Origin of the sequence: Bacteroides sp. 1001136B_160425_E2 (assembly GCF_015559655.1) — a bacterium.
Taxonomy (GTDB): domain Bacteria; phylum Bacteroidota; class Bacteroidia; order Bacteroidales; family Bacteroidaceae; genus Bacteroides; species Bacteroides luhongzhouii.
On the sequence record NZ_JADMQH010000013.1, the window covers coordinates 101,037 to 125,407 of the forward strand.

20 protein-coding genes are annotated in these 24,371 nt (G+C 39.7%); 14 read left to right on the forward strand and 6 right to left on the reverse strand.

The genetic code is table 11. The features are described 5' to 3' along the window. Positions 1-236 precede the first annotated feature (236 nt). Together I2I04_RS14355 and I2I04_RS14360 are read right to left on the reverse strand one after the other, a co-directional pair. The gene (locus I2I04_RS14355; RefSeq protein ID WP_195655310.1) at positions 237-2,576 is read right to left on the reverse strand and encodes an LruC domain-containing protein; all 2,340 of its coding nucleotides are present in this window, start codon (positions 2,574-2,576) and stop codon (positions 237-239) included. Positions 2,577-2,872: 296 nt separating this feature from the next. Further along, a complete protein-coding gene (locus I2I04_RS14360; protein ID WP_143259842.1) occupies positions 2,873-4,732 on the reverse strand; it encodes an SLC13 family permease in 1,860 nt (619 codons plus the stop codon). Between the two features lie 338 nt (positions 4,733-5,070). Between I2I04_RS14360 and I2I04_RS14365 the strand changes: the two genes are divergently transcribed. Beyond that, on the forward strand, positions 5,071-6,696 hold the full coding sequence (locus I2I04_RS14365; protein WP_195655311.1) for a PAS domain-containing sensor histidine kinase: 1,626 nt from the start codon (positions 5,071-5,073) through the stop codon (positions 6,694-6,696). Between the two features lie 190 nt (positions 6,697-6,886). Here the strand turns inward: I2I04_RS14365 and I2I04_RS14370 are convergent, their stop codons facing one another. Beyond that, positions 6,887-8,032: an iron-containing alcohol dehydrogenase gene (locus I2I04_RS14370; protein WP_195655312.1), complete on the reverse strand. Its 1,146-nt coding sequence runs from the start codon at positions 8,030-8,032 to the stop codon at positions 6,887-6,889. Positions 8,033-8,111: 79 nt separating this feature from the next. Further along, positions 8,112-8,252, reverse strand: coding sequence for a hypothetical protein (locus tag I2I04_RS14375; protein ID WP_004300101.1), 141 nt, complete (start codon positions 8,250-8,252; stop codon positions 8,112-8,114). Between the two features lie 359 nt (positions 8,253-8,611). On the opposite strand from I2I04_RS14375, the gene trpB reads away from it, so the two are divergent. The 13 genes from trpB to I2I04_RS14440 all read left to right on the forward strand — a co-directional run bounded on the left by trpB (position 8,612) and on the right by I2I04_RS14440 (position 22,429). After that, a complete protein-coding gene (trpB, locus tag I2I04_RS14380) occupies positions 8,612-9,799 on the forward strand; it encodes a tryptophan synthase subunit beta (protein WP_143259850.1) in 1,188 nt (395 codons plus the stop codon). A 48-nt stretch (positions 9,800-9,847) separates the two neighbouring features. Next, entirely contained in the window at positions 9,848-11,254 is a 1,407-nt protein-coding gene (locus I2I04_RS14385; RefSeq protein WP_143259852.1) for an anthranilate synthase component I family protein, read from the forward strand. A 145-nt stretch (positions 11,255-11,399) separates the two neighbouring features. Next, positions 11,400-11,966 (forward strand): anthranilate synthase component II, encoded by a 567-nt coding sequence (locus I2I04_RS14390; protein WP_195655313.1) that lies wholly within the window; start codon positions 11,400-11,402, stop codon positions 11,964-11,966. A 4-nt stretch (positions 11,967-11,970) separates the two neighbouring features. After that, on the forward strand, positions 11,971-12,966 hold the full coding sequence (gene trpD / locus I2I04_RS14395; protein WP_195470984.1) for an anthranilate phosphoribosyltransferase: 996 nt from the start codon (positions 11,971-11,973) through the stop codon (positions 12,964-12,966). Between the two features lie 32 nt (positions 12,967-12,998). After that, positions 12,999-13,781 (forward strand): indole-3-glycerol phosphate synthase TrpC, encoded by a 783-nt coding sequence (gene trpC, locus I2I04_RS14400; protein WP_143259858.1) that lies wholly within the window; start codon positions 12,999-13,001, stop codon positions 13,779-13,781. A 27-nt stretch (positions 13,782-13,808) separates the two neighbouring features. Continuing rightward, the gene (locus tag I2I04_RS14405; RefSeq protein WP_143259860.1) at positions 13,809-14,438 is read left to right on the forward strand and encodes a phosphoribosylanthranilate isomerase; all 630 of its coding nucleotides are present in this window, start codon (positions 13,809-13,811) and stop codon (positions 14,436-14,438) included. 12 nt (positions 14,439-14,450) lie between these two features. Continuing rightward, entirely contained in the window at positions 14,451-15,221 is a 771-nt protein-coding gene (gene trpA / locus I2I04_RS14410) for a tryptophan synthase subunit alpha (protein WP_143259861.1), read from the forward strand. A gap of 208 nt (positions 15,222-15,429) precedes the next feature. After that, positions 15,430-16,470: an asparaginase gene (locus I2I04_RS14415; protein WP_195470981.1), complete on the forward strand. Its 1,041-nt coding sequence runs from the start codon at positions 15,430-15,432 to the stop codon at positions 16,468-16,470. Between the two features lie 241 nt (positions 16,471-16,711). Beyond that, a complete protein-coding gene (locus I2I04_RS14420; protein ID WP_195655314.1) occupies positions 16,712-19,096 on the forward strand; it encodes an LruC domain-containing protein in 2,385 nt (794 codons plus the stop codon). Positions 19,097-19,330: 234 nt separating this feature from the next. Beyond that, positions 19,331-19,696: a PleD family two-component system response regulator gene (locus I2I04_RS14425; RefSeq protein ID WP_004300114.1), complete on the forward strand. Its 366-nt coding sequence runs from the start codon at positions 19,331-19,333 to the stop codon at positions 19,694-19,696. Positions 19,697-19,713: 17 nt separating this feature from the next. Further along, positions 19,714-20,871: a sugar transferase gene (locus I2I04_RS14430; protein ID WP_195470978.1), complete on the forward strand. Its 1,158-nt coding sequence runs from the start codon at positions 19,714-19,716 to the stop codon at positions 20,869-20,871. Positions 20,872-20,882: 11 nt separating this feature from the next. Next, complete coding sequence (locus tag I2I04_RS14435) at positions 20,883-21,830, forward strand: glycosyltransferase family 2 protein (RefSeq protein WP_195470976.1); 948 nt, start codon at positions 20,883-20,885, stop codon at positions 21,828-21,830. After that, entirely contained in the window at positions 21,782-22,429 is a 648-nt protein-coding gene (locus I2I04_RS14440) for an acyltransferase (protein ID WP_195655315.1), read from the forward strand. The genes I2I04_RS14435 and I2I04_RS14440 overlap by 49 nt, the downstream gene beginning before the upstream one ends. A 619-nt stretch (positions 22,430-23,048) precedes the next feature. Here the strand turns inward: I2I04_RS14440 and I2I04_RS14445 are convergent. Continuing rightward, the gene (locus tag I2I04_RS14445; RefSeq protein WP_008640641.1) at positions 23,049-23,660 is read right to left on the reverse strand and encodes a helix-turn-helix transcriptional regulator; all 612 of its coding nucleotides are present in this window, start codon (positions 23,658-23,660) and stop codon (positions 23,049-23,051) included. Further along, positions 23,650-24,354, reverse strand: coding sequence for a hemerythrin domain-containing protein (locus I2I04_RS14450; RefSeq protein ID WP_032841758.1), 705 nt, complete (start codon positions 24,352-24,354; stop codon positions 23,650-23,652). The genes I2I04_RS14445 and I2I04_RS14450 overlap by 11 nt, the downstream gene beginning before the upstream one ends. Between the last annotated feature and the right edge of the window lie 17 nt (positions 24,355-24,371).

Genomic DNA, 24,371 nt, shown 5'->3' on the forward strand with positions numbered 1-24,371 from the left:
TTTGCTTACTTTATCCTTATGTTTTTCACAAATATAACGATGCTTTTCCGATAAAAACACGGTGTTTTTGTACAAAACAAGCAAAATTTTCAGCATTTTAAAGGTTTTTGCTTGCTAACAGAGAGAAATAACAAAACATGTGAGATAGCAAAATCCCTGATTACACAAACAATCGTCAGTATAATCAGGGATTCTAAAACTTTATGTAAAAAGTGTAGAGATGACGAAAAGTTTATTTAGTACAGAATCACCTTATCACTGCTAACAGTCTTATACCAATCTGTAGTTGAGCTCTGATCGTGTGCCCAATCTGCAAATTTAGAATATGCGTTCGTTATCACTGTTGTTTCTATTGGATAAGCAAATTTATCAGGAACACACAGAGCCCATGTATTATTAACAGCCTTGATTACCTCGAGCACTTCATTATCTGCCAATTGACCATTCGCCGTAGCCGAATTAAAATGAGTCAAATGGATTTCCGTTCTCTTTTGACCTATCCCCTGATAAGCAATGAAGAAGTCTAAACCATCTGTCACACTAGGGACAGATATTGCATTCTTAAGTTTGACGTTCACTTCAAGAGTGTATATATCGGTCAGAGGAGTACTAGTATTCCCTGTATTCAACATGGGACGTTGTGCTCCTGTATATCCATATATATAATGTGCATCTCCAAATAAAGGAATCACAAGTTCATTACCATTCGTTTCATAAGATGCATTTTCAAATATCCCGGAACTTAATGAGGCGGTACGTTGAGCAGCGCCTGCACCAAAACTTACCTCTTCTACATTATTTTTATCTATTCCTCGTATTCTCAAACCAGCACCTAATTGTTTCACGGCACCAACCGCCCGAAGGTCGATTTTATATTTCAGTTCTTTCACGTCATTACCGGCTGCAGGCAAAGTTACATTCAACACAATATCATTGAAATCATAATCTCCTGCTTTCGGATAGTTATCTTCGAAAGCATAAGAATAAACCGCATATCGGATCTCTACATTATCCGGTTCTTCATCAGAGTTATATCCTTCTTTAATACAGTCACCGTCAGCAGGAAATATAAATTCTGCTTTACCCGGGTTACAATAGGTAGCACCTTGCTGCAATCCTTTATTTGTCAGCCAATCAAAAGAACTCCATTCCCATTGATTTTTACCATTAGATGTTTGATCCGTTATTTCACAAATAATATTATTCGTTACTTTTGAATTAGAATAAGCCAAACCGGAAGTATTGTCTATTGTATGAATTCTTAATAAGGCAGTTCCTTGTGTCGGACCGATAACTGTTCTGAATAAATTAGCTTTGCCCGTACAAGTCAACATGGATTGTGCTTCCATCACGATATTATTATTATTTCCATTACCCGTCAATTCTTTGCAAACAGCTTCGGAAGTATTTCCCATAACAAGTGTACCAAATTGTAATTTTCCTGCCTTCAGATAACAACCGTTTTTAATATTAGTATTGTTGTTACCATCTATATTTTCAACTTCAATCGTTCCATGATTTATCAATGTGGTACCATTGGTAGAAGCATTATAAGAATTCAGTTTAAGTGTTCCATAATTCACAAAATCAACTCCACTTCCAACTCCATCAATTTTCAAAAAGTCACAATCAATCGTACCGGCATTATAGTTCGTACGCCCGGCCGAACTATTTGTTATCTGAATACCTCTGTCGCCTACAATACTTCCTTCCTGCATCACAGTTATATAAGAAGCTTGAGTTAATACCAGGCTCCCATTTTTAGCGACCTCTATCTTTCCACCATTCTCAACTATAATTTCTGTGATATTAGAAAATTGATTACTATTTTCTATAACCCATGTGCTTCCTTGAGGAACAATTACTTTCACAGCTTGGGCTCCGCCACTACTTCCAGTGGTAGTTAAGCCTCCACTAAAAGTACCATTCGGAATCTTAAACCAACGTTCTTGTTCCTTGAATACAGGCAAATTAGCATACTCAAACCATCCGAAACCTGCCCCCAAATCCCAACCGTTTTTAACTTCAGTAGCCGTCATTTTTTTATCACTAATAAACTCTGCTGTATATGGAGCTTCCACAACTGGTATACTAGTCGCCACAGCTCGTGACATAGAACGTGTTGGCGTACCTTTGTCTCCAAAATGCACTGTCACTGTACCATTTTCAATCGCTGCCGGTTGAACCAGATAACGTTTGTGCTCATCAATACGTGCAACAAACACCTTATCAAGCGCTGTTGCACAATCCATCCCCACATTCAAAGTCGTACTTTGATTGACAGTTTCTTCCGCTAAGAGTTTTGCTGTACTTCCCGGACTTAATGGATCGGCATCAAATATTTGTATCTTATAATCTATTCCCTGATCTCCATTGACTGATACATGCGCCGTCACGCTTCGTGACATTGTCCAATCACCATCAGGGTCGATGTTTTTTACAGGAAAAGTTTCTTCGTAAATTTGTCTCAGTTGATCTGCATTAAACAGATTTTTCTCATTATCAACACAACTGATAAAACCGATGAAAGACGCTAATAACGAGAAAGTGAATACTTTTGCAATGTTCTGTTTCATAATCTTTTAATGCTTTAGTTTGTTTTATTTGTGAAAAACACAAATCACTACCAATCAATAATCAGTAATGGATATACAAAGATAATTGTATTTATAAACATTATACAGATTACGTCGCATTTTCCGATTTGCAGTTAACATCTTTTAAGCCGCCTCACTCTAATTATTTATATTGAAAGACTGTTAGTTATATCGTTGAATATAAAAGTTTAATACTACTTATTCAACAGCATATAGCAAAAAAAGAGTTGCATATTTCTTTCATCTCTCCCCATTGACAAGATAAAAATCAAAGACTAAAAGGGAAAAATCAATGGCAATACAAAAATCATCACGATTCCCATAATAATCTGCAACGGCAATCCCACTTTTACATAATCCATAAAGGTATATTGTCCGGCAGGCATCACCAAGGCATTAGGCGGTGTAGAGAATGGAGAAGCAAAACACATACTTGCACCTACCGTCACGGCAAACAAGAAAGGAACCGGACTGACTCCAATCTGTATGGCACTTTGCAAAGCAATCGGAGCAAGCAAAACAGCGGTAGCCGTATTACTAATAAACATCGTCATCAACGAAGTTGTAAAATAAATACCTGCCATCAATGCAATCGGTCCGTATGATCCCAATCCGTTCACCAATGTATTGGAAATATATTCTGAAGCTCCCGTTTTCTCCAATGCCAGAGACATAGGGAGCATGGCAGCAATCAATACAATACTTTCCCAGTTGATCGTTTTATAAGCCGCTTCCACATTGCGGAAACATCCCGTGAGCACCATCAATATACCCGCTATCATAACAGCTGTAACCGGAGCAACCGGAATGAAGTCAAAAACCATCATTGCCACCATTAATACCATAATAGCAGCTGCTACCGGAGCTTTATAATCTAACGTAACTTTAGCCGCTTCCGCCAAAGGTTGCCCCAAAACAACCCAATCAGAATCTTCCTTACTAAGACGGGCAATATTATTCCAGGTTCCTTGTACCAAAAGCACGTCACCACTATGAATACGCTCATTCCCCAAATCTTGTAATAAGTATTCCTTTTTACGACGAATCCCCAATACGTTCACATTATACTTATCACGGAAACCAGCTTCTTTAATTGTCTGGTTTATCAAATTAGAGGATGGCATCAATACTATTTCAGCAATACCAATATCATAAAAATCCAGAGAGCTAGCCGTGTTTTTTGTTTCTTCCGTTGCATGGTCGCCCAAGATCTCCAACAGGTAATCTTCCGCAAAGAGTTGCACCTTATCAAAGTCTCCAGTCACATACAAAATATCCTCTACTTCTAACATCGTGTCCGGTGCAGCAAACTTTTGAGTAATCGTTTTCAGAAAACGATGTTGCGATGCATCACCACGACGAACTTCCATAATATTCAGCCCGTATTTACGGCGAACATCCAAGTCAATAATTGTCTTCCCCAAAAGCCGTGAATCTTTTATCACCTGTAAACGAAACAAATTACTGGAGAGTCCATATTCATTAACCAACTGTTTCAATGACTTGCCCGAACGTTTATTATCATCTTTCTGGCCTTTTTTAGAAAGAAACCATTTACTAAGCGGCATCAGAACCAGTGTACCGACAATTACACAGACAATGCCGACAGGCAGGAAAGAGAAGAAAGAAAGCGGCTCAAGTCCGGCGGAAGTCAACGTATTCTGTATCACAAGGTTCGGCGGAGTACCAATCAAAGTCATCATACCTCCCATACTACTTGCAAAAGCCAACGGCATCAACAGCCTGCTGGGATTCATGCCGGCACTCATCGCCAGACTAACAACAATAGGAAGCATCAATGCCACCGTACCTGTATTACTGACAAACGCACCAATGACAGAAGTCACCAACATCACCAATAGAAACAACCGAATCTCACTGGTTCCCGCAAGTTTAAGAATTCGGGAACTAATCATTTTTGCCAGTCCCGTCTGAAAAATAGCCCCTCCTACTACAAACAATCCGATCATCATAATGACTACCGAATTGGAAAAACCGGAGAGTGCCTCGTCAGGAGTTAATATCTGAAAAACAAGTAAGGCTATCAGCGCACATAGTGCCACAATATCCGAACGAATCTTACCGTTCACGAAAAAGACAGCCGAAAGAACGAGAATAATAATAGTTATTATCATACGTAATTAAATGATTGTTTTATTTTGACTCTATCAAAACGAATTTAGGTGAACAAAAATAGAAAATACTCCAGCGTTATTAAAACAAATTAGAAATGATTTTAGTTCATGAGACATCATTTAATATTTTAATACATTTCCCGGCTAAAAAAAAGATTCAAAACCAATCAGAACATCATACCATACAGGAAATAAAAGATACCATATAGCCATATCCATTCCATCATATATGATTACAGCCTTACAATATAATGTTGAAAAGCAATATATTTATGTATTATCTTTTGATAGTTAGAGAACAATTCATATCTTTACACCCTATTTATATCAAACATTTTATGGCAAACAATATTTTGTTAATTTTATGGATTGGCGAAGCACATTGGGGTTATAATTATTTACTGGTAATTATTTTACTCCTTATCATCAGCATCTTATTATATAGAATCCGCAAATTACAAAAAACAATTAAAAAGACCAATCATTCCTATCGTTTCTCTTTTGATATTCTCGACAACCTCCCTTTTCCTATCTTCGTAAAAGACATTACAAATGATTTCCGATACTATTACTGGAATAAAGAATCGGCCGCTCAATCCGGCATTAGCAGTGAAGAAGCCATCGGACATACAGACTATGAAATATACGGAGAAGAAAGAGGAGAAAAATACCGGAATATAGACAAAGAACTTGTACAAGAAAACAAAGTATATCGCAAGGAAGAAAAATATACCACCCCCGATGGAATCACACATGATACGATTGCCGTAAAATCAATTATTTCATGGGAAGGAGAAAAAAGATGGCTGTTGGCAACCCGATGGGATATCACTCAACTCAAGAATTATGAAAGAGAATTAGTTGCAGCCAAAGAAGAACTGGAAAAAGCATTGAAGAAGCAGAAACTAGCTCTAAAAAGTATTGATTTCGGACTTATCTATATTGATAAAAACTATCGGGTACAATGGGAAGAAACAAGACAAATCGCCAGTCTGGTAAAAGGAAGACAATACATACCGGGAAAAATTTGCTATCAGACCAGTGCGCTCCGTAATGAACCGTGTAGACAATGTGCTTTCAAAAAAGCAATCGAACAAGGCAAAATTATCCGACATACAATCAGAATAGACGATGTAGATTTTGAAGTGACCGCAACTCCCGTTTTCGGTGACGAAAAAGAAACTGAAATTATTGGCGGATTACTTCGTTTTGAAAACATCACTGAAAAATTAAAAATGAACAGGATGTTGCAGGAGGCAAAGGAAAAAGCCGAAGAATCCAATCGACTGAAATCTGCCTTTCTCGCTAATATGAGCCACGAAATACGAACCCCACTAAACGCAATTGTAGGATTCTCCGAAATGGTTTGTCAAACAGAGGAGGAGGAAGAAAGACAGGAATTCGTAAAAATTATCTCCAACAACAATATCTTATTATTGCAACTGATAGACGATATTCTGGATCTTTCCAAAATCGAAGCCGGTACTATGGAATTCACATTTGCGCAAACTGACATTAATGAACTGATGGAAGGCATTTGCAGACAAATGCAAGAAAAAAACTCTTCACCAGAGGTACAAATCGTATTCAGAGAGAGAGCAGATCAATGTATTATAAATACGGACCGCATACGTTTATCACAGGTTATCATCAACTTTACAAATAATGCCTTAAAATTCACTTCCAAAAGTTCTATCGAAATGGGATACCGGATTGATGAAGCAAGTGATGAAATATACTTTTATGTAAAAGATACAGGTATCGGAATTCCTGCTGACAAAATAGATAAGGTGTTCGAACGTTTTGTCAAACTGAATTCGTTTATTAAAGGAACAGGACTCGGACTAGCCATTTGCCGTATCATAGTAGAACGACTGGGCGGAGTGATCGGAGCAGAATCTAAAGAAGGAGAAGGTTCTTGTTTCTGGTTCAAAATTCCAAGAACAGAGAATATTGAGAAATAACAAACAGAATGTCTGAAAAGCTTTTAGTAAAAAAAAACAACCCTTACTACTACAAAAAAAGAAGAGCACCCTAAAAGTTTTGTGACTAACTTTCCGAATGCTCTTCATATCTTGCAGCAAAGAGATCTTTTCGTTTTAGAATCTTTCAGTTATCTTCCTAATTCTACTATTTCTCTTATGTAGGAATATGCTAAAGTGCAGTCTCTAATATTCTACGAGCGACAGCACCTGTTACATTTCCATTCTCGCCATATTTAGCACCACGCTCATTGAAGCGGCGTTCGATTTCCAGAATAGTTTCCTGTCCGATGTTCTCTTCATGCAAACGTGTAGTCAGTCCCAGTGAACGGAAAAATTCTTCGGTACGGCAAATCGCTTCATCAATCCGCTCTTCTCTCGTACCGGAAGTAATTCCCCAAACTCTTTCACCATACTGCAAAAGCTTATCTCCTTTTTCTTCATGAAGCACTTGCAGAGTAGCAGGAAGAACAATAGCTAACGTATGGCCATGTGTCAATCCGTGCAACGCAGTAATTTCATGCCCGATCATGTGAGTAGCCCAGTCTTGAGACACTCCCATAGCAATAAACCCATTCAATGCCATTGTAGCCGAAAGCATAAAATCAGCCATCAGTTGATAATCATGCTGGTTTTCACGAATTTTCGGAGCGATCTCCACCAAAGTTTGCAGAATACCTTCCGCCCAACGGTCCATAACGCGACTCTGTCCGGAAGTAGTCATATATTGCTCCATCACATGAACAAAGGTATCGGCCAATCCACAAGCCACCTGATGAGGAGGCAAGGTAAAGGTTACTTCCGGATCGAGAATAGAGAAGATTGGATAGTTGGCATAAAAAGGATATTTCTCTTTCGTTTCGCGGCGGGAAATAACTGCTCCGTTATTCATCTCCGAACCGGTAGCCGGCAAAGTCAATACAGTGGAAAGAGGTACAGTATGAGTTACCGGTCGGCCGGCAAGTACTAAATCCCAGGCATCACCATCATACAGGATTCCTGCGGAAATCAATTTCGTACCATCAATAACAGAACCGCCGCCAACAGCCAGCAAATAGTCCACTTTCTCTTCTTTTCCCAAAGCAATAGCTTTACGGAGAGTTTCGATGGCAGGATTGGGCTCGATTCCCCAGAATTCTACCGTAAAATGGTCCTTTAATGCTTCCTTTACTTGATCGTACACTCCGTTTTTCTTTACGCTTCCGCCACCAAAAGTAATCATAATACGTTTGTTGGATGGTATTTCTTTAGCCAGCCGGGCAATCATCCCTTTTCCCATGATCAGTTTCACGGGATTTTGAAAAATAAAATTTTCCATATCTTAGTCTATTGTTATTATTGGGGTTATTAGTCACTATCCTTGCAAAGATACATGATTTATCCGAACCCTGTCAGACTCAAGCAAAGAATTGTTGTGCCACGGAAGGAACCATAGCCGACAACCAGGGTTTCATATCCTCCGCTACCAATAACCAATACAATAATAATATAATGAAAATGGCAATAGCGATACCTACTAAAACTTTTCTCTGTTTCATAATTGTTTTTGTTTAAATATTCAATATTTATAAGAACAGTTCAGGTTGAAAATTGTTCTATATCAGAAAAATGAAGGCAAAAGAGAAAAAAAGTCATATTTTGTTTGCTGTTTCAAACAAAGTGTCTATATTTGCCCCCATAAAATTACAAAAGACAATGAGAACAATGTTAGTAAATACATATTGGTGGTGGCACCCGTTACAACTCCGACAGTCGTAAGGGAGCAGTGCTCGTATGTATATACCTCATTAAAGATATAACAAAATTGAAAGAGCCCTGTCGCAACCTGCGACAGGGCTCTTTTTATTTACCCGTTTCAAAACAGATTCAATAATAACATAAAAACAGATATAGGATTATGAAAAGTTTTTTAGTTGACCAGGATGGCTATTACGGAGAATTCGGTGGTGCTTATGTACCGGAAATCCTCCACAAATGTGTTGAGGAACTAACGAATAAGTACCTCGAAGTGATTGAAAGCGAAGATTTTAAAAAGGAATTCGACCAGTTACTGCGTGACTACGTAGGACGTCCTTCTCCACTCTATCTGGCCAAACGTCTTTCTGAAAAGTACGGTTGCAAGTTGTATCTGAAACGGGAAGACCTGAATCATACAGGTGCTCACAAAATCAACAACACTATCGGACAAATCTTACTGGCACGCCGCATGGGAAAGAAGCGTATCATCGCCGAAACCGGAGCCGGACAACATGGAGTAGCAACAGCTACCGTCTGTGCATTGATGGATATGGAATGTATCGTTTATATGGGAAAGACGGATGTAGAACGCCAACACATCAATGTAGAGAAAATGAAAATGTTGGGAGCCACCGTTATCCCTGTCACTTCCGGAAACATGACGCTGAAAGACGCAACCAACGAAGCGATCCGCGACTGGTGCTGTCATCCTGCCGACACTTATTATATCATCGGATCTACCGTAGGTCCTCATCCCTACCCTGACATGGTGGCACGCCTGCAATCTGTTATCAGCGAAGAAATCAAAAAGCAACTACAAGAAAAAGAAGGACGTGATTATCCGGATTATTTGATAGCCTGCGTCGGAGGAGGAAGTAATGCTGCCGGAACGATTTATCATTATATCAACGACGAACGGGTAGGCATTATCCTGGCGGAAGCGGGAGGTAAAGGAATAGAAACCGGAATGACCGCCGCTACCATCCAACTCGGCAAAATGGGAATTATCCACGGAGCACGTACCTACGTCATCCAAAACGAGGACGGACAGATCGAGGAGCCATACTCCATTTCCGCCGGACTGGATTATCCGGGCATTGGTCCGATACACGCTAACCTTGCCGCCCAAAGCCGCGCCAATGTATTGGCAATCAACGACGACGAAGCGATAGAGGCTGCCTACGAACTGACCCAACTCGAAGGTATTATCCCTGCGTTGGAATCTGCCCATGCATTAGGAGCTTTGAAAAAATTGAAGTTCAAGCCGGAAGATATTGTTGTATTGACTGTTTCAGGACGAGGAGACAAAGATATTGAAACCTATTTGTCGTTTAACGAACAGCTATAAATAATTAGTCAACCATTATTTGTAATCAATAATCAAGCAATTATAGAAATGAAAACATTTAATTATACTACCCATAGCAAACAAGTGCTCGGAGATATGCATACTCCCGTCAGCATTTATCTGAAAGTGCGCGACATGTATCCGCAATCCGCATTAATGGAAAGTTCCGATTATCATGCAGGAGAAAATTCCCTGTCATTTATAGCCCTTTGCCCTTTGGCAAGTATCGGTGTAAACGGTGGTATTGTTACTGCCAACTATCCCGATAATAGCCGTACGGAAGAACCGTTGACAAAAACATTCAATGTAGAAAAGGCCATGAACCGATTTATCAATCAGTTCCAGGTGACCGGAGATGATAAGAATGTATGCGGACTTTACGGATACACGACGTTTAATGCTGTGAAATACTTCGAGCATATCCCGGTGAAAGAAAGTCACGATGAACAGAATGATGCTCCGGATTTATTATACATATTATATAAGTATATCGTTGTTTTCAATCATTTCAAAAATGAACTGACATTAGTTGAAATGTTGTCCGAAGGAGAAGAAAGCGGTTTGCCGGAATTGGAAGCAGCCATCGAAAACCGGAATTATGCTTCTTATAATTTCTCTGTAACAGGCCCCGTAACCAGCCCCATCACTGACGAAGAGCACAAAGCAAATGTCCGCAAAGGAATCGCACACTGTATGCGCGGAGATGTTTTTCAAATCGTGCTTTCCAGAAGATTTATCCAACCTTATGCCGGAGATGATTTCAAAGTTTATCGCGCACTTCGCAGCATCAATCCTTCTCCTTATCTTTTCTACTTCGACTTCGGAGGATATCGCATCTTTGGTTCTTCGCCGGAAACACATTGCAAAATTGAAAACGACCGTGCCTACATTGATCCGATTGCCGGAACCACCCGTCGCACAGGAGACACGGTAAAAGACCGCGAATTGACGGAAGCTTTATTGGCCGACCCTAAAGAAAATGCAGAGCATGTCATGTTGGTTGATCTTGCAAGAAACGACCTTTCACGTAATTGCCATGATGTACGCGTGGTATTCTATAAAGAGCCACAATATTATAGTCATGTTATTCACTTGGTAAGCCGTGTCAGCGGTATGTTGAATGAAGGCGCAGACAAAATAAAAACGTTTATTGACACGTTTCCGGCCGGTACGTTAAGCGGTGCTCCAAAGGTACGCGCTATGCAGTTAATCAGTGAAATCGAGCCACATAATCGTGGCGCCTATGGTGGCTGTATCGGATTTATCGGATTGAACGGCGAATTAAACCAAGCGATCACCATCCGCACTTTTGTAAGCCGCAACAACGAGCTATGGTTCCAAGCCGGAGGAGGTATTGTAGCACGCAGCCAGGATGAATATGAGCTACAAGAGGTAAACAACAAACTGGGAGCACTGAAAAAGGCGATTGATTTAGCAGTCAAATTAAAAAATTAGCCGAACATAGTGACTCACTCCCCAATTATGCACGATGATTGCATAGAGTTATACATGATGACTGCATAGAGTTATGCATGATGATTGCATAGAGTCATGCACGATGACTGCATAAAATTGAAAAACAAGCTAATTAAAATCAAAAATGAAAATATTACTTTTAGATAACTACGACTCTTTCACTTATAACCTGCTACATGTAGTGAAAGAATTAGGGGCCACAGATGTAGAAGTAGTCCGCAACGACCAGATAGAACTTGATGAAGTAAATCGTTTTAATAAAATCATTCTGTCTCCCGGACCGGGCATACCCGAAGAAGCCGGATTGTTACTACCTATTATTAAAAGATACGCTCCGACCAAAAGTGTTCTGGGTGTCTGCCTGGGTCATCAGGCTATCGGCGAAGCCTTTGGAGCACATCTGGAAAACCTCAAAGAAGTATATCATGGCGTACAAACTCCGGTGAATATCATTGGTCAGGATCTGCTTTTTGAAGGGTTAGGAAAGGAAATCCCTGTCGGAAGATATCATTCCTGGGTAATCAGCCGGGAAGGATTTCCCGACTGCCTGGAAATAACGGCAGAAAGTCAGGAGGGACAAATCATGGCAATCCGCCATAAAACGTATAATGTACATGGTATTCAGTTCCATCCCGAATCAGTATTAACTCCGCAAGGAAAAGAAATTATCAAAAACTTCTTAAACGATTAAACTTATGAAACAGATTCTATACAAGCTTTTCGAACATCAATATTTGGGACGCGATGAGGCGCGCACCATTTTACAGAACATCGCGCAAGGAAAATATAATGATGTACAAGTAGCCTCACTCATCACCGTCTTTCTGATGCGTAATATTTCCGTAGAGGAATTATGCGGTTTCCGTGACGCACTGTTGGAAATGCGTATTCCGGTTGATTTGAATGATTTCGCTCCGATAGATATCGTAGGAACCGGAGGTGACGGAAAAAATACATTTAATATTTCCACAGCTTCCTGCTTTACAGTTGCCGGAGCCGGCTTCCCGGTTGTGAAACATGGTAACTATGGAGCAACGTCAGTCAGTGGTGCCAGTAATGTAATGGAGCAACACGGTGTAAAATTCACCAGTGATGTAGACCAACTGCGTCGTAGCATGGAAAAATGCAATCTTGCTTATCTGCATGCCCCTTTATTCAATCCGGCATTAAAAGCAGTAGCTCCGGTTCGTAAAGGATTGGCAGTGCGCACTTTCTTCAATATGCTCGGTCCATTGGTAAATCCGGTATTACCTGCTTATCAACTGTTAGGAGTTTACAATCTACCGTTACTTCGCCTTTACACCTATACTTATCAGGAAAGCAAAACGAAATTTGCCGTTGTTCATAGCCTTGACGGATATGATGAGATTTCTCTGACCAATGAGTTTAAAGTGGCAACCAGCGATCATGAAAAGATTTACACTCCCGAAAGTCTCGGCTTCTCCCGTTATAAGGATATTGACCTGGATGGTGGACAAACACCGGAAGATGCAGCTAAGATTTTCGATCATATCATGAATAATACAGCTACGGAAGCTCAAAAAAATGTAGTGATAGTCAACTCCGCTTTCGCTATCCATGTGATTTGCCCGGAAAAGACAATTGAAGAATGTATCGCTCTCGCCAAAGAGTCATTGGAAAGCGGACGCGCATTGGCAACTTTGAAGAAATTCATTGAGTTAAATAGTTAAATGTAAAATCAGGCATGAATATCAATTAAAATATGAAAGATATATTATCCGAGATTATAGCAAACAAACGATTTGAAGTTGACCTGCAAAAGCAGGCTATTTCTATCGAACAATTACAGGAAGGTATCAGCGAATCTCCGGCTCCCCGCTCTATGAAGCAGGCATTATCCTCTTCCGCATCGGGAATTATCGCCGAGTTCAAACGGCGCTCTCCTTCCAAAGGATGGATAAAGGAAGAAGCGTGTCCGGAAGAGATCGTTCCCTCCTATGCAACGGCAGGGGCCTCCGCCCTTTCCATCCTTACTGATGAGAAGTTTTTCGGAGGAAGCCTGAAAGATATCCGTACCGCACGTCCTTTGGTGGAAATTCCCATTCTTAGAAAGGATTTCATCATTGACGAATATCAGCTTTATCAAGCTAAAATTGTCGGTGCAGATGCCGTACTTCTTATCGCAGCAGCACTAGAACTGGGAAAATGCAATGAACTTGCAGAGAAAGCTCATGGATTAGGTCTGGAGGTCTTATTAGAGATTCATAGTTCCGAGGAACTGGCGTACATCAACAAAGGAATAGATATGGTAGGTATCAACAACCGTAATCTGGGTACTTTCTTCACCGATGTAGAAAACTCTTTCCGCCTGGCCGGACAACTTCCTCAAGATGCTGTATTGGTATCTGAAAGCGGTATTTCCGATCCGGAAATAGTTAAACGCCTCCGGACAGCCGGATTCCGGGGATTCCTGATTGGCGAAACTTTTATGAAAACACAGCGACCGGGAGAAACCTTACAGAATTTCCTGCAAGCCATTCAATAAACTAATTATTCAAAACGGACAGCCCCTATGATTAACGGAAAAATTATCAAAGTATGTGGTATGCGAGAAGCTGAAAACATACAGGACGTAGAGTCTATCGAAGGCATAGATATGCTGGGATTCATCTTTTATCCTAAATCTCCCCGATGTATCTACGAGCTTCCGGCTTACTTGCCCATTCATGCCCGGCGTGTCGGAGTCTTTGTAAATGAAGACAAGCAAGTGGTCAGCATGTATGCTGATCGTTTCGGACTGAATTATGTACAACTCCACGGAAATGAATCGCCGGAATACTGCCGGTCTTTACATTCTACTGGATTGAAAATCATCAAGACCTTTTCAGTAGACCGCCCCAAAGACTTGAAAAAGGTATATGACTACGAAAAAGTCTGTGATCTTTTTCTGTTCGATACAAAATGCGAACAATACGGTGGTTCAGGAAATCAATTTGATTGGAGTATATTGCATACATACAACGGACATATACCTTTCCTTTTGAGCGGAGGTATCAACTCATACAGCACCAATGCCCTGAAAGAATTCAAGCATCCCCGACTTGCCGGATATGATCTCAACAGCCGTTTTGAAATCAAACCGGGAGAAAAAGATCCGGAGCGTATCCGGACATTTTTAAACGAATTAAAATCATCACTTTAAAAACCCAACGTCATGAATAGAATTAATCAACTTTTCAATAGCAACAAGAAAGACATACTTTCTATTTATTTTTGTGCCGGCACCCCCACTTTAGATGGTACTGCCGATGTTATCCGCACACTCGAAAAACATGGAGTGAGCATGATTGAAATCGGTATTCCTTTCAGTGATCCGATGGCAGACGGCATTGTTATCCAAAATGCCGCTACCCAAGCATTGCGCAACGGCATGTCTTTAAAACTTCTTTTTGAACAATTGCGGGATATTCGCAAGGATGTAAAAATACCACTTGTATTCATGGGATACTTAAATCCAATCATGCAATTCGGATTTGAAAACTTCTGCCGCAAATGCGTGGAATGTGGTATTGATGGCGTCATCATCCCCGATCTCCCTTTCCGTGATTATCAAGAACATTACCGTATCATTGCCGAACGCTACAACATCAAAGTGATTATGCTCATCACACCGGAGACCAGCGAAGAACGGGTACGCGAAATAGATACACATACCGACGGATTCATTTACATGGTTTCATCAGCAGCAACTACCGGAGCACAACAGAATTTCAACGAACAAAAACAGGCATACTTCAAGAAAATAAAAGATATGCATCTGAACAATCCGTTGATGATAGGATTTGGCATCTCCAATAAAGCGACGTTCCAGGCAGCTTGCGAACATGCTTCCGGAGCTATCATCGGCAGTAAGTTCGTTACTCTGCTCGAAGAAGAAAAAGACTCGGAAAAGGCCATTCTTAAATTAAAAGAAGCGGTGAAATGATTTATAATTTATGAATTATGATTTATGCGAATCAACAGTTGAATCTGAGTCATTAGTAATACTAATAAATCAGATTCAACTACTGAATCACATAAATGATAAATGATTCACATGAATGATGAATCTACAAAATTATTCGAAAACTCATAAATCATAAATCACAATTATTTCCTATCTTTGCCAACGTTTTAACAGTAATTCAACAATTATGAAAGCAGAAACCCCTTCCGTTTTGTTAATTTACACGGGTGGAACTATCGGAATGATAGAGAATCCGGAAACAGGTGCCTTAGAAAACTTCAACTTCGATCATTTGCTTAAGCATGTACCCGAACTAAAAAGATTCAACTACCGCATCTCTTCCTACCAATTCGATCCCCCTCTCGACTCTTCGGATATGGAACCTGCTTACTGGGCAAAGCTAGTAAAAATTATCAATTACAATTATGATTATTTTGATGGTTTTGTCATCCTTCACGGAACAGACACAATGGCTTACACAGCCTCTGCATTAAGCTTCATGCTCGAAAACCTAAGCAAGCCCGTCATCCTCACAGGTTCCCAGCTACCGATCGGAACTTTGCGCACAGACGGAAAAGAAAATCTCATCACGGCCATTGAAATCGCAGCTGCTAAAAATCCGGATGGTACGGCCATCGTTCCTGAAGTATGTATTTTCTTTGAGAATCATTTGATGCGTGGCAACCGTACCACTAAAATTAACGCGGAGAATTTTAACGCTTTCCGCTCTTTCAATTATCCCCCCTTGGCACGGGTAGGCATCCACATCAAATATGAACCTAATCTCATCCGGAAACCGGACCCGACAAAGCCATTAAAGCCGCATTATCTATTTGATACCAATGTAGTTATTCTGACCCTCTTCCCTGGCATTCAGGAGAGTATCGTAACTTCTCTGCTTCATGTCCCCGGATTGAAGGCAGTTGTCATGAAAACTTTCGGTTCAGGAAATGCCCCGCAAAAGGAATGGTTCATCCGCCATCTAAAGGAAGCTACCGATCGCGGAATTATCATTGTCAATATCACACAGTGTGCCTCCGGAGCAGTAGAGATGGGACGTTATGAAACAGGAATGCACCTTTTGGAAGCGGGCGTAATCAGCGGATATGACAGTACTCCCGAATGTGCCATAACAAAACTCATGTTTTTATTGGGACATGGATTACCCAACAAGGATATCCGATATAAAATGAACTCCTGCTTAATAGGAGAAATTACTAAGTCTTAAGTTAAATCCACCTAATATAATCTCTTGATTTTCATTTTGAACAGTCTTATAAAAGTGAAAATCAAGGGATTTCTCTTCATCATCACCAGGGATTTATCAACCCCAAACGAGCCAAAGAAGAACCAAAACGGAAGTATAGTTATTTTCACTCTATAAAATAACAGAAAAAACAGTTCCAATAAAAGATATGCAGTTATTTTTGTGATGGATTTGGTTACAAACAATCAAGCAATAATACATTATGATGAAGAAAACAGTTCGATTTGTGCCCATCATTGCAATAGCAATAGCAGGTACTATGTTTAGTTGTGTGGACTCAGGAAAGGATCTCTATGATCCGTCTTATGAAACACCTAACCCGATGGGAGACGGCTTTGCTGCTCCCGATGATATCGATTGGGACATGATAACCACTAAAAATGTTTCAGTCGAAGTAAAAGATGAAGAAGGAGGACAATTTGCTTATTTAATTGAAATATATGCAGAAGATCCCTTGACTAACGAAAACGCTTCCGTACTCGCTACAAGAACAGCTAATAAAGATAATAACTTTAAATTTACAGCTGCTGTCAGCCTGCTCCCCACTCAAAAGGGGATTTACGTGAAACAAACCGACCCAAGAGGACGTGAACAGGTATATCAGTTCGATGTGCCGGAAAACAGCGATAATATTACCTGTAAGCTCTATTATGCAGAATCTGCAGCACCGAATAGAGCATTAATGAGTCGTGGTGTCACTACAAGAAGCCTTGCATTTGAGAAACCGGATTATTCGTCCATACCAGCTGATGCTAAAGAAATTACAGAAATGGCAGGAACGACTTTACTGCGTAGTGCTAATTACAAAATCACCTCTGACTATAACGGCACATTCAAATTTGACGGATATGACGGTGAGATTGCAACCAGAGTTTATGTAGATGCCCAATGGACTATTCCTGCAACATTCCAATTCCAGAACGGAATTGAAATCATTGTTATGAACAATGCAAAAATTAATGCATCAGGAACCATGACGTTCATCAGAAACTCCATGCTGACCATTATGGAAAAAGGAGAGGTAAACGCAGACGATGTATCATTCACCAATGGAGCGCCTGCTGCATTAAGAAACTGGGGTATACTGGCGGTGACAAACACCATGACTCTACATTCCGGTGCAACACTATACAACAAAGGAACCATAACAAGCAAAAATATCTCGATCAACTCTAGCACAAAAATTGTGAATGACAATAAGATCGAGCTGGAAGGTGAATTAAATCTGCCATCTAATTTCTCATTGGAAAATAACGGAGAGATTTATGGAGAGAAATTAATTGCAAATTCTGATGCTGTTGCTACCAATAACAACATCATGAAATTTAGAACCATCAGCCTCACCAATACAACATTCAACAATGCTTGCAGCCTGGAAGCAACAACCTCTTTCTATGCAAACGGAGCAACATTCAACTTTACCCAAGGATACCTAAAAGCTCCTACGATGGAGTTTGTTAATGGAATAGTCAACTTAAGCAATGGCTCTATGCTGGATGCAACTGCAAGTATTTACATGAATACAGCTCATGTTAAATTTTACGGAAAAGGCGAAAATACTTCTATGATAAAATCTCCGGTTATAACTGGACAAGGTTTCACGTATGACGGAAATTTAGTTATTGAATGTGATAATCATGTTGAAAAGAGTCCATATTGGAACAACTTCTACGTACAGAATGGCGCATACTTCACTAAAATGGGAGAATCCAAAGTCGTGATAGATGTCTGCACGGGTACTAAGAATAATGGAAATGAAGGAGAAGAACCAGAAGATCCTAAATTCCCGATCATCATGGATGACACTCGTAATTACGCCTATCTATTTGAAGACCAGTGGCCATTATATGGAGATTACGATATGAACGATCTTGTTCTGATTATCAAAGAAAGAAAGATTTCCATCAACAAGAATAATAAGGCAGAAGAATTCACGCTAAGTATTGATTTATCGGCTGCCGGAGCTACGAAGAGCATCGGAGCTGCTATCATGCTGGACGGTGTTCCTGCCAGTGCTATCACACAGCCGGTAGTGTTCAGTGATAACTCTCTTGCTAAAAACTTTAATGTGAATGGCAATAAGATTGAGAACGGACAGGACTATGCTGTTATCCCATTATTTGACGATGCCCACAACGCATTGGGAAGAGACCGTTACGAACAGATTAATACCATTAAAAATCATTCTGCCAATACGAATCCTAAAAATATCAGTTTCACTATCAAATTCAGCAACCCTATTTCTGTAGATGAACTTAATATCAACAAACTGAATGTCTTCATCTTTGTAGAAGGAAACAGAAACCAGCGTAAAGAGATCCATATCGTCGGTTACCAACCCACTAAGTTAGCAAATACCGACTTGTTCGGAGGCAACAACGACGATAGCTCTACTTCCCGCAAAAGATATTACATCAGTAAAGATAACCTGGCATGGGGAATCATGGTTCCGACAGACTTCAAATGGCCTTTGGAATATGTGAATATGAAATCTGCTTACTCGTTGTTCGAAAGCTGGGTAACAAGTGGCGGTACTAAGAATGAAGAATGGTGGAAAACTTCTGATTCATCAAGAGTCTACCAATAAGCCAAACAATTAATAATCAACACGGATTTCAACTTTCATGAAATTCGTGTTTTTTCATTAAGATACTGTTAGTTGCAATTAATAGAAAAAAAACATATATCACGAATTTTACTCTCCAGATAGAGAATTATTCTAAAATAATATCTATATTTGCAGTGTATCACAAATATAATGTGACAACAATCTTAATACATAAATCAAGTAACAAAGCAAGCGATAGAAAGGTCTATTCGTATGAAGAAAAAAATATTACTAGTCGACGATAAATCGACAATCGGAAAAGTGGCCGGTGTATATCTAGGAAAAGAGTATGATTTTACCTATTTGGAAGATCCCATCAAAGCAATAGAATGGCTTAATGAAGGCAATGTACCTGACCTCATTATTTCAGATATTCGTATGCCTCTAATGATGGGTGATGAATTTTTAAGATATATGAAGAACAATGAATTATTCAAGTCCATTCCTATCGTAATGTTATCCAGCGAGGAAAGTACAACGGAAAGAATCAGACTACTGGAAGAGGGAGCAGAAGACTATATTCTGAAACCATTCAACCCATTGGAACTCAAAATCCGAATCAAAAAGATTATTGACTAATACCGGGTCTCCTACACATGCAATATTTTGTTTATATAGGCAGAGATAGCAAAACAATAGAACTACTCTCCCGATTAAGTATTGGAGTATTCTATGCTGCACCCAATTGTAGCAAAGCTGTCAAAGTATTGGAGAAAATACGCGAAAAATATGACGCTGCCCTATTTTTTGAACAGGTGAACTTATCCAAAGATATTGCAGATATCCAATACATGCGTAAAAAATATCCGGGGCTTTATATGATACTCGTCATCGATTCCTTGTCTAAGGAAGAAGCATCCGAATATCTTAAAGCCGGCATTAACAATACAATCAAATATGAAACAAGCCAAAAGGCTTTGAAGGATTTATCGACTTTCCTTAAACGAAGAAAAGATCAGAAAATAAAGGCGCTTCAACTTAAAGCACAAAATATTAATGCTTTCCGGTTGCCTTTATGGAAACGAACTTTTGATATATTCTTTTCGGGAATGGCGATATTATGCCTTTCTCCACTCTTAATATTTACTGCATTAGCTATCCGGACAGAAAGCAAGGGTCCCATTATCTACAAATCCAAGCGAGTAGGAAGTAACTATCAGATATTCGACTTCCTTAAATTCCGTTCGATGTACACTGATGCCGACAAGCATTTAAAGGATTTCAATGCTCTTAACCAGTATCAACAGGAAGATGAAGATATTTGGGGAGAAGAACCGGAAGCTGAAATTAATGAAGAAGCCGATGAAGAAGAAATTCTCCTGATATCAGACGATTTCGTAATCTCTGAAGAAGACTACATCAACAAGAAGTCCAAGGAAAAAAGCAATGCTTTCGTTAAATTGGAAAATGACCCGCGAATAACAAAGATAGGACGCATTATCCGTAAATATAGTATTGACGAATTACCCCAACTTATTAATATTTTAAAGGGTGATATGTCAATAGTAGGCAACCGTCCTCTCCCACTCTATGAAGCCGAACTGCTGACAAGCGATGAGCACATCGACCGTTTCATGGGTCCGGCCGGATTGACCGGTTTATGGCAGGTAGAGAAAAGAGGTGAAGCCGGTAAACTCTCTGCGGAAGAACGCAAGCAATTGGATATCACCTATGCAAAGACATTCTCTTTCTGGTTGGATATAAAGATTATTCTGAAAACAGTTACTGCATTCATTCAAAAAGAGAACGTATAATCTCCTTTCTGATGATAGACTCTTATATCTACATAATAGATGATCTGGTATTCTTCTGTACAGGGCTTTTGCTGCTATACCTCTTTGTGATGGCCGTAGCTTCACATTTCAAACATATCACTTATCCTAAAGCTCAAAAAACATATCGTTGCGCTATTCTCGTTCCGGAAGGGTGCCTTCTTCCGGATATTTATAAAGAAGAATCATACGAGTTTATCACATACAACGATCTGCATCAGACAATCAACAGTTTAGACCAGGAGCATTACGACCTGGTTCTCTTTCTGTCTCATACAGCCTCCGCTTTATCTCCGCAATTTCTGGACAAGATATACAATGCCTATGATGCCGGTATACAAGCCATCCAGCTACATACGGTGATAGAAAACCGCAAAGGTTTCCGTAATCGCTTCCGTGCCATACGTGAAGAAATAAAAAACAGCCTTTGCAGAGCCGGTAATACACAATTCGGCCTATCATCCCATCTGCTTGGGACCAATATGGCACTCGACCTGAAATGGCTGCAAAAGAATATGAAAAGCTCTAAAACCAATATTGAGCGAAAGTTATTCCGGCAGAATATATACATTGATTATCTGCCGGACGTAATTGTGTACTGCCAATCCGCTCCGGTCTGCCCTTATCGAAAACGTATCCGGAAAACGACTTCCTACTTACTCCCTTCCATATTTGAAGGAAACTGGAGTTTCTGCAACCGGATCGTGCAACAATTGACACCTTCTCCACTTAAATTATGTATCTTCGTAAGCATTTGGGCTTCGTTGATAACCGTATATAATTGGACCTTATCATTCGGATGGTGGATTGCACTCTTCAGCCTATTTATTACTTACAGCTTGGCAATCCCTGATTACCTGGTAGAGGACAAAAAGAAGAAAAAACATTCAATATGGAGAAAAAAACACTTAAACAGCGAATTAAAGAAAACCCCGGCTTGAAACAGACTGTGCATCGTTTCATCATGCATCCCGTTAAAACTCGCCCCCACTGGTGGATACGGCTCTTCGATTTCATATACCTGAAACGTGGAAAGGGCTCTGTTATCTACCGGAGTGTCCGCAAAGACCTCCCTCCTTTCAATCGGTTCTTCTTGGGAAAATATTCTGTTGTCGAAGATTTCTCCTGCTTGAACAATGCAGTTGGTGATTTAACAATCGGAGATTATACACGCATCGGATTAAGAAATACAATCATAGGTCCGGTTAATATCGGCAACCACGTCAACCTGGCACAGAATGTAACAGTCACAGGACTCAACCACAATTACCAGGATGCGGAAAAGATGATTGATGAACAAGGAGTCAGCACACTGCCTGTTATCATTGAAGATGATGTATGGGTAGGCGCCAACTCAGTCATTCTACCAGGAGTAACCTTAGGGAAACATTGCGTAGTGGCTGCCGGGAGCGTAGTCAGTCATTCTGTTCCACCTTATTCTATATGCGCCGGATGCCCTGCAAGAATCATAAAAGCATATGATTTCGAGACTAAAGAGTGGAAAAAAGTAGAGAAAACACCTGTTACTAACTATAAATAGTGAGAACCACTACATAATATACCTCATAAAGGTGATTGTGACACATACTGAAACGCACTATCTTTGCAGTATCAGAATTGAATTAATTAGTCATAATTTTATTACGTAGCCACATTTAAGTAAAAAATGAAATAGAATCCTGCCGAAGCGATTTCGTCGGGATTTTGTTTTTATTCTCCTCCCTAACTACAAGACCCAATGAAAATATTCGCCGATAGCCCTTATTATATAGCTAAATAATACTTTCCATTCAACCCACTATGTTGCAACATACTTAAAGCTGTATACATAAAAAAAACGAGCTAATTCTTTTTATAGAACCACTCGCCACTACATCAGAAAAGCCAAAAGGCTTTTCCATAGTACCTCAAATTTCCTGAAAACTAATCTTCTTTTTACCTAAAAACCTCTTACCTATTGTTATCCTTTTACCTTCTATTAAAAACTTATCCTATTGAATAAACTAAAAAACTTTTAATACCTTAAATGTCTAATCTAATACCTTTTTAATATTTTCTTTTACCTTTATAAACTAACAGCAATTTCTCAACTGCTTTGCAAAGGTACGAACATTTTTCGTGTGCGCAAACGGTTTTGTATTTTATAACACTTTCGCAGGCTATAAATCTTTCACATCATTCAACGTAACCAGCTTATTTACAATAGCATAAATAGTCAAACCGGCAGCACTATGTATTTGCAATTTTTTGCTAATATTCCTCCGGTGCGTGATAACGGTATGAATCGACAAGAACAGCTTTTCCGCTATTTCCTTATTCGTCATCCCCTTCACCACACAGATGACGATTTCTTTTTCCCGCTGACTGAGTGTATCCTGATTATCCATCTCTTCTTCTTCAGAAACAACATTCAATAAACCGGCTATTTTCTTGGAAAGAGTTTCCAAATCATCGAATATTGAAATAGACTCATCATACTTACCCAACAATGAAGCATCTACAAAAGAAGTAACCAGGGCTATTAAACGTATCCTTTTACCGGATATTTCCTCCCGGAATTTAGCGACATCAAAATAATCACCAAAAGCAGGATTGACAATCAACATCTCAGGACATTGCGTCCGGACACAATCGTGTAAAGCTTCAACAGACAGCAATTCTATCGGTTGCACTTTTACGTTGGAAAGACGCTTCAATGCAGCAGTCAATCCACCACGAATAATCACAGAAGTTTCTGCAATAGCAATTCGAACGACTTCGTTATTTTTCATTTTCCCTCATCCTCCTTTCCAAGTTCAGAATAGCAGGAACAAAAATATAATCCTCCACCTTGCAATGAGATTCCAGTCCGGCTTCGCAAGCATATATATCAAAAAGAGCCGCATTCAGAAGATTCTCATTTGCCTTGGCAGGACAATATTTTATAATGATATTTTTTAGTTCTGTCAACTTCTCCCCTACCTGATCGTGATGCTTGGAAAAGGTACTGATCTGGTAGTTTTTGGGAGCATTTCCCTTAATCAATGAATCGACATACTTAAAGACGGTTTTCTCTTCATAATCCATGTGCTTACGCACTTCCCGCGTATATTCATCAAAAAACTTGAGAATAAGAAAAGCGACATCGTCCTGCGAACAGTCGATTGCCTCGATCAGTTTACGACGAATAGCCGGAAGAGAAAAATCAAGAAAATAAATATGCGCCTGCCGCAGATAATCAATCAATGCAGGTATGGAAATATCATCTTTATCCCCATCAAGCCGGGAAAAGCCTTCGGCCATAAAGTTGACAACAATCAGAAAGGTCCGACAGTCCACTCCATTTAGTTCACAAACTTCTTTGACTGTTTTGTCACCAAATCCCAACGAAAGTCCAAAACGACTCATCACTTGCAACAAAGAATAATTATCGCTGATGAGATCGATCATCTTATCAGTTGGCTTGTATTTCTGTAAATTATCCATCATACCTATTATATATT

Bases quoted from the DNA above. Each gene is read 5' to 3' on its own strand.
- I2I04_RS14355 (WP_195655310.1), bottom strand. From the start codon at position 2,576: ATGAAACAGAACATTGCAAAAGTATTCACTTTCTCGTTATTAGCGTCT.
- I2I04_RS14360 (WP_143259842.1), bottom strand. From the start codon at position 4,732: ATGATAATAACTATTATTATTCTCGTTCTTTCGGCTGTCTTTTTCGTG.
- I2I04_RS14365 (WP_195655311.1), top strand. From the start codon at position 5,071: ATGGCAAACAATATTTTGTTAATTTTATGGATTGGCGAAGCACATTGG.
- I2I04_RS14370 (WP_195655312.1), bottom strand. From the start codon at position 8,032: ATGGAAAATTTTATTTTTCAAAATCCCGTGAAACTGATCATGGGAAAA.
- I2I04_RS14375 (WP_004300101.1), bottom strand. From the start codon at position 8,252: ATGAAACAGAGAAAAGTTTTAGTAGGTATCGCTATTGCCATTTTCATT.
- trpB (WP_143259850.1), top strand. From the start codon at position 8,612: ATGAAAAGTTTTTTAGTTGACCAGGATGGCTATTACGGAGAATTCGGT.
- I2I04_RS14385 (WP_143259852.1), top strand. From the start codon at position 9,848: ATGAAAACATTTAATTATACTACCCATAGCAAACAAGTGCTCGGAGAT.
- I2I04_RS14390 (WP_195655313.1), top strand. From the start codon at position 11,400: ATGAAAATATTACTTTTAGATAACTACGACTCTTTCACTTATAACCTG.
- trpD (WP_195470984.1), top strand. From the start codon at position 11,971: ATGAAACAGATTCTATACAAGCTTTTCGAACATCAATATTTGGGACGC.
- trpC (WP_143259858.1), top strand. From the start codon at position 12,999: ATGAAAGATATATTATCCGAGATTATAGCAAACAAACGATTTGAAGTT.
- I2I04_RS14405 (WP_143259860.1), top strand. From the start codon at position 13,809: ATGATTAACGGAAAAATTATCAAAGTATGTGGTATGCGAGAAGCTGAA.
- trpA (WP_143259861.1), top strand. From the start codon at position 14,451: ATGAATAGAATTAATCAACTTTTCAATAGCAACAAGAAAGACATACTT.
- I2I04_RS14415 (WP_195470981.1), top strand. From the start codon at position 15,430: ATGAAAGCAGAAACCCCTTCCGTTTTGTTAATTTACACGGGTGGAACT.
- I2I04_RS14420 (WP_195655314.1), top strand. From the start codon at position 16,712: ATGATGAAGAAAACAGTTCGATTTGTGCCCATCATTGCAATAGCAATA.
- I2I04_RS14425 (WP_004300114.1), top strand. From the start codon at position 19,331: ATGAAGAAAAAAATATTACTAGTCGACGATAAATCGACAATCGGAAAA.
- I2I04_RS14430 (WP_195470978.1), top strand. From the start codon at position 19,714: ATGCAATATTTTGTTTATATAGGCAGAGATAGCAAAACAATAGAACTA.
- I2I04_RS14435 (WP_195470976.1), top strand. From the start codon at position 20,883: ATGATAGACTCTTATATCTACATAATAGATGATCTGGTATTCTTCTGT.
- I2I04_RS14440 (WP_195655315.1), top strand. From the start codon at position 21,782: ATGGAGAAAAAAACACTTAAACAGCGAATTAAAGAAAACCCCGGCTTG.
- I2I04_RS14445 (WP_008640641.1), bottom strand. From the start codon at position 23,660: ATGAAAAATAACGAAGTCGTTCGAATTGCTATTGCAGAAACTTCTGTG.
- I2I04_RS14450 (WP_032841758.1), bottom strand. From the start codon at position 24,354: ATGGATAATTTACAGAAATACAAGCCAACTGATAAGATGATCGATCTC.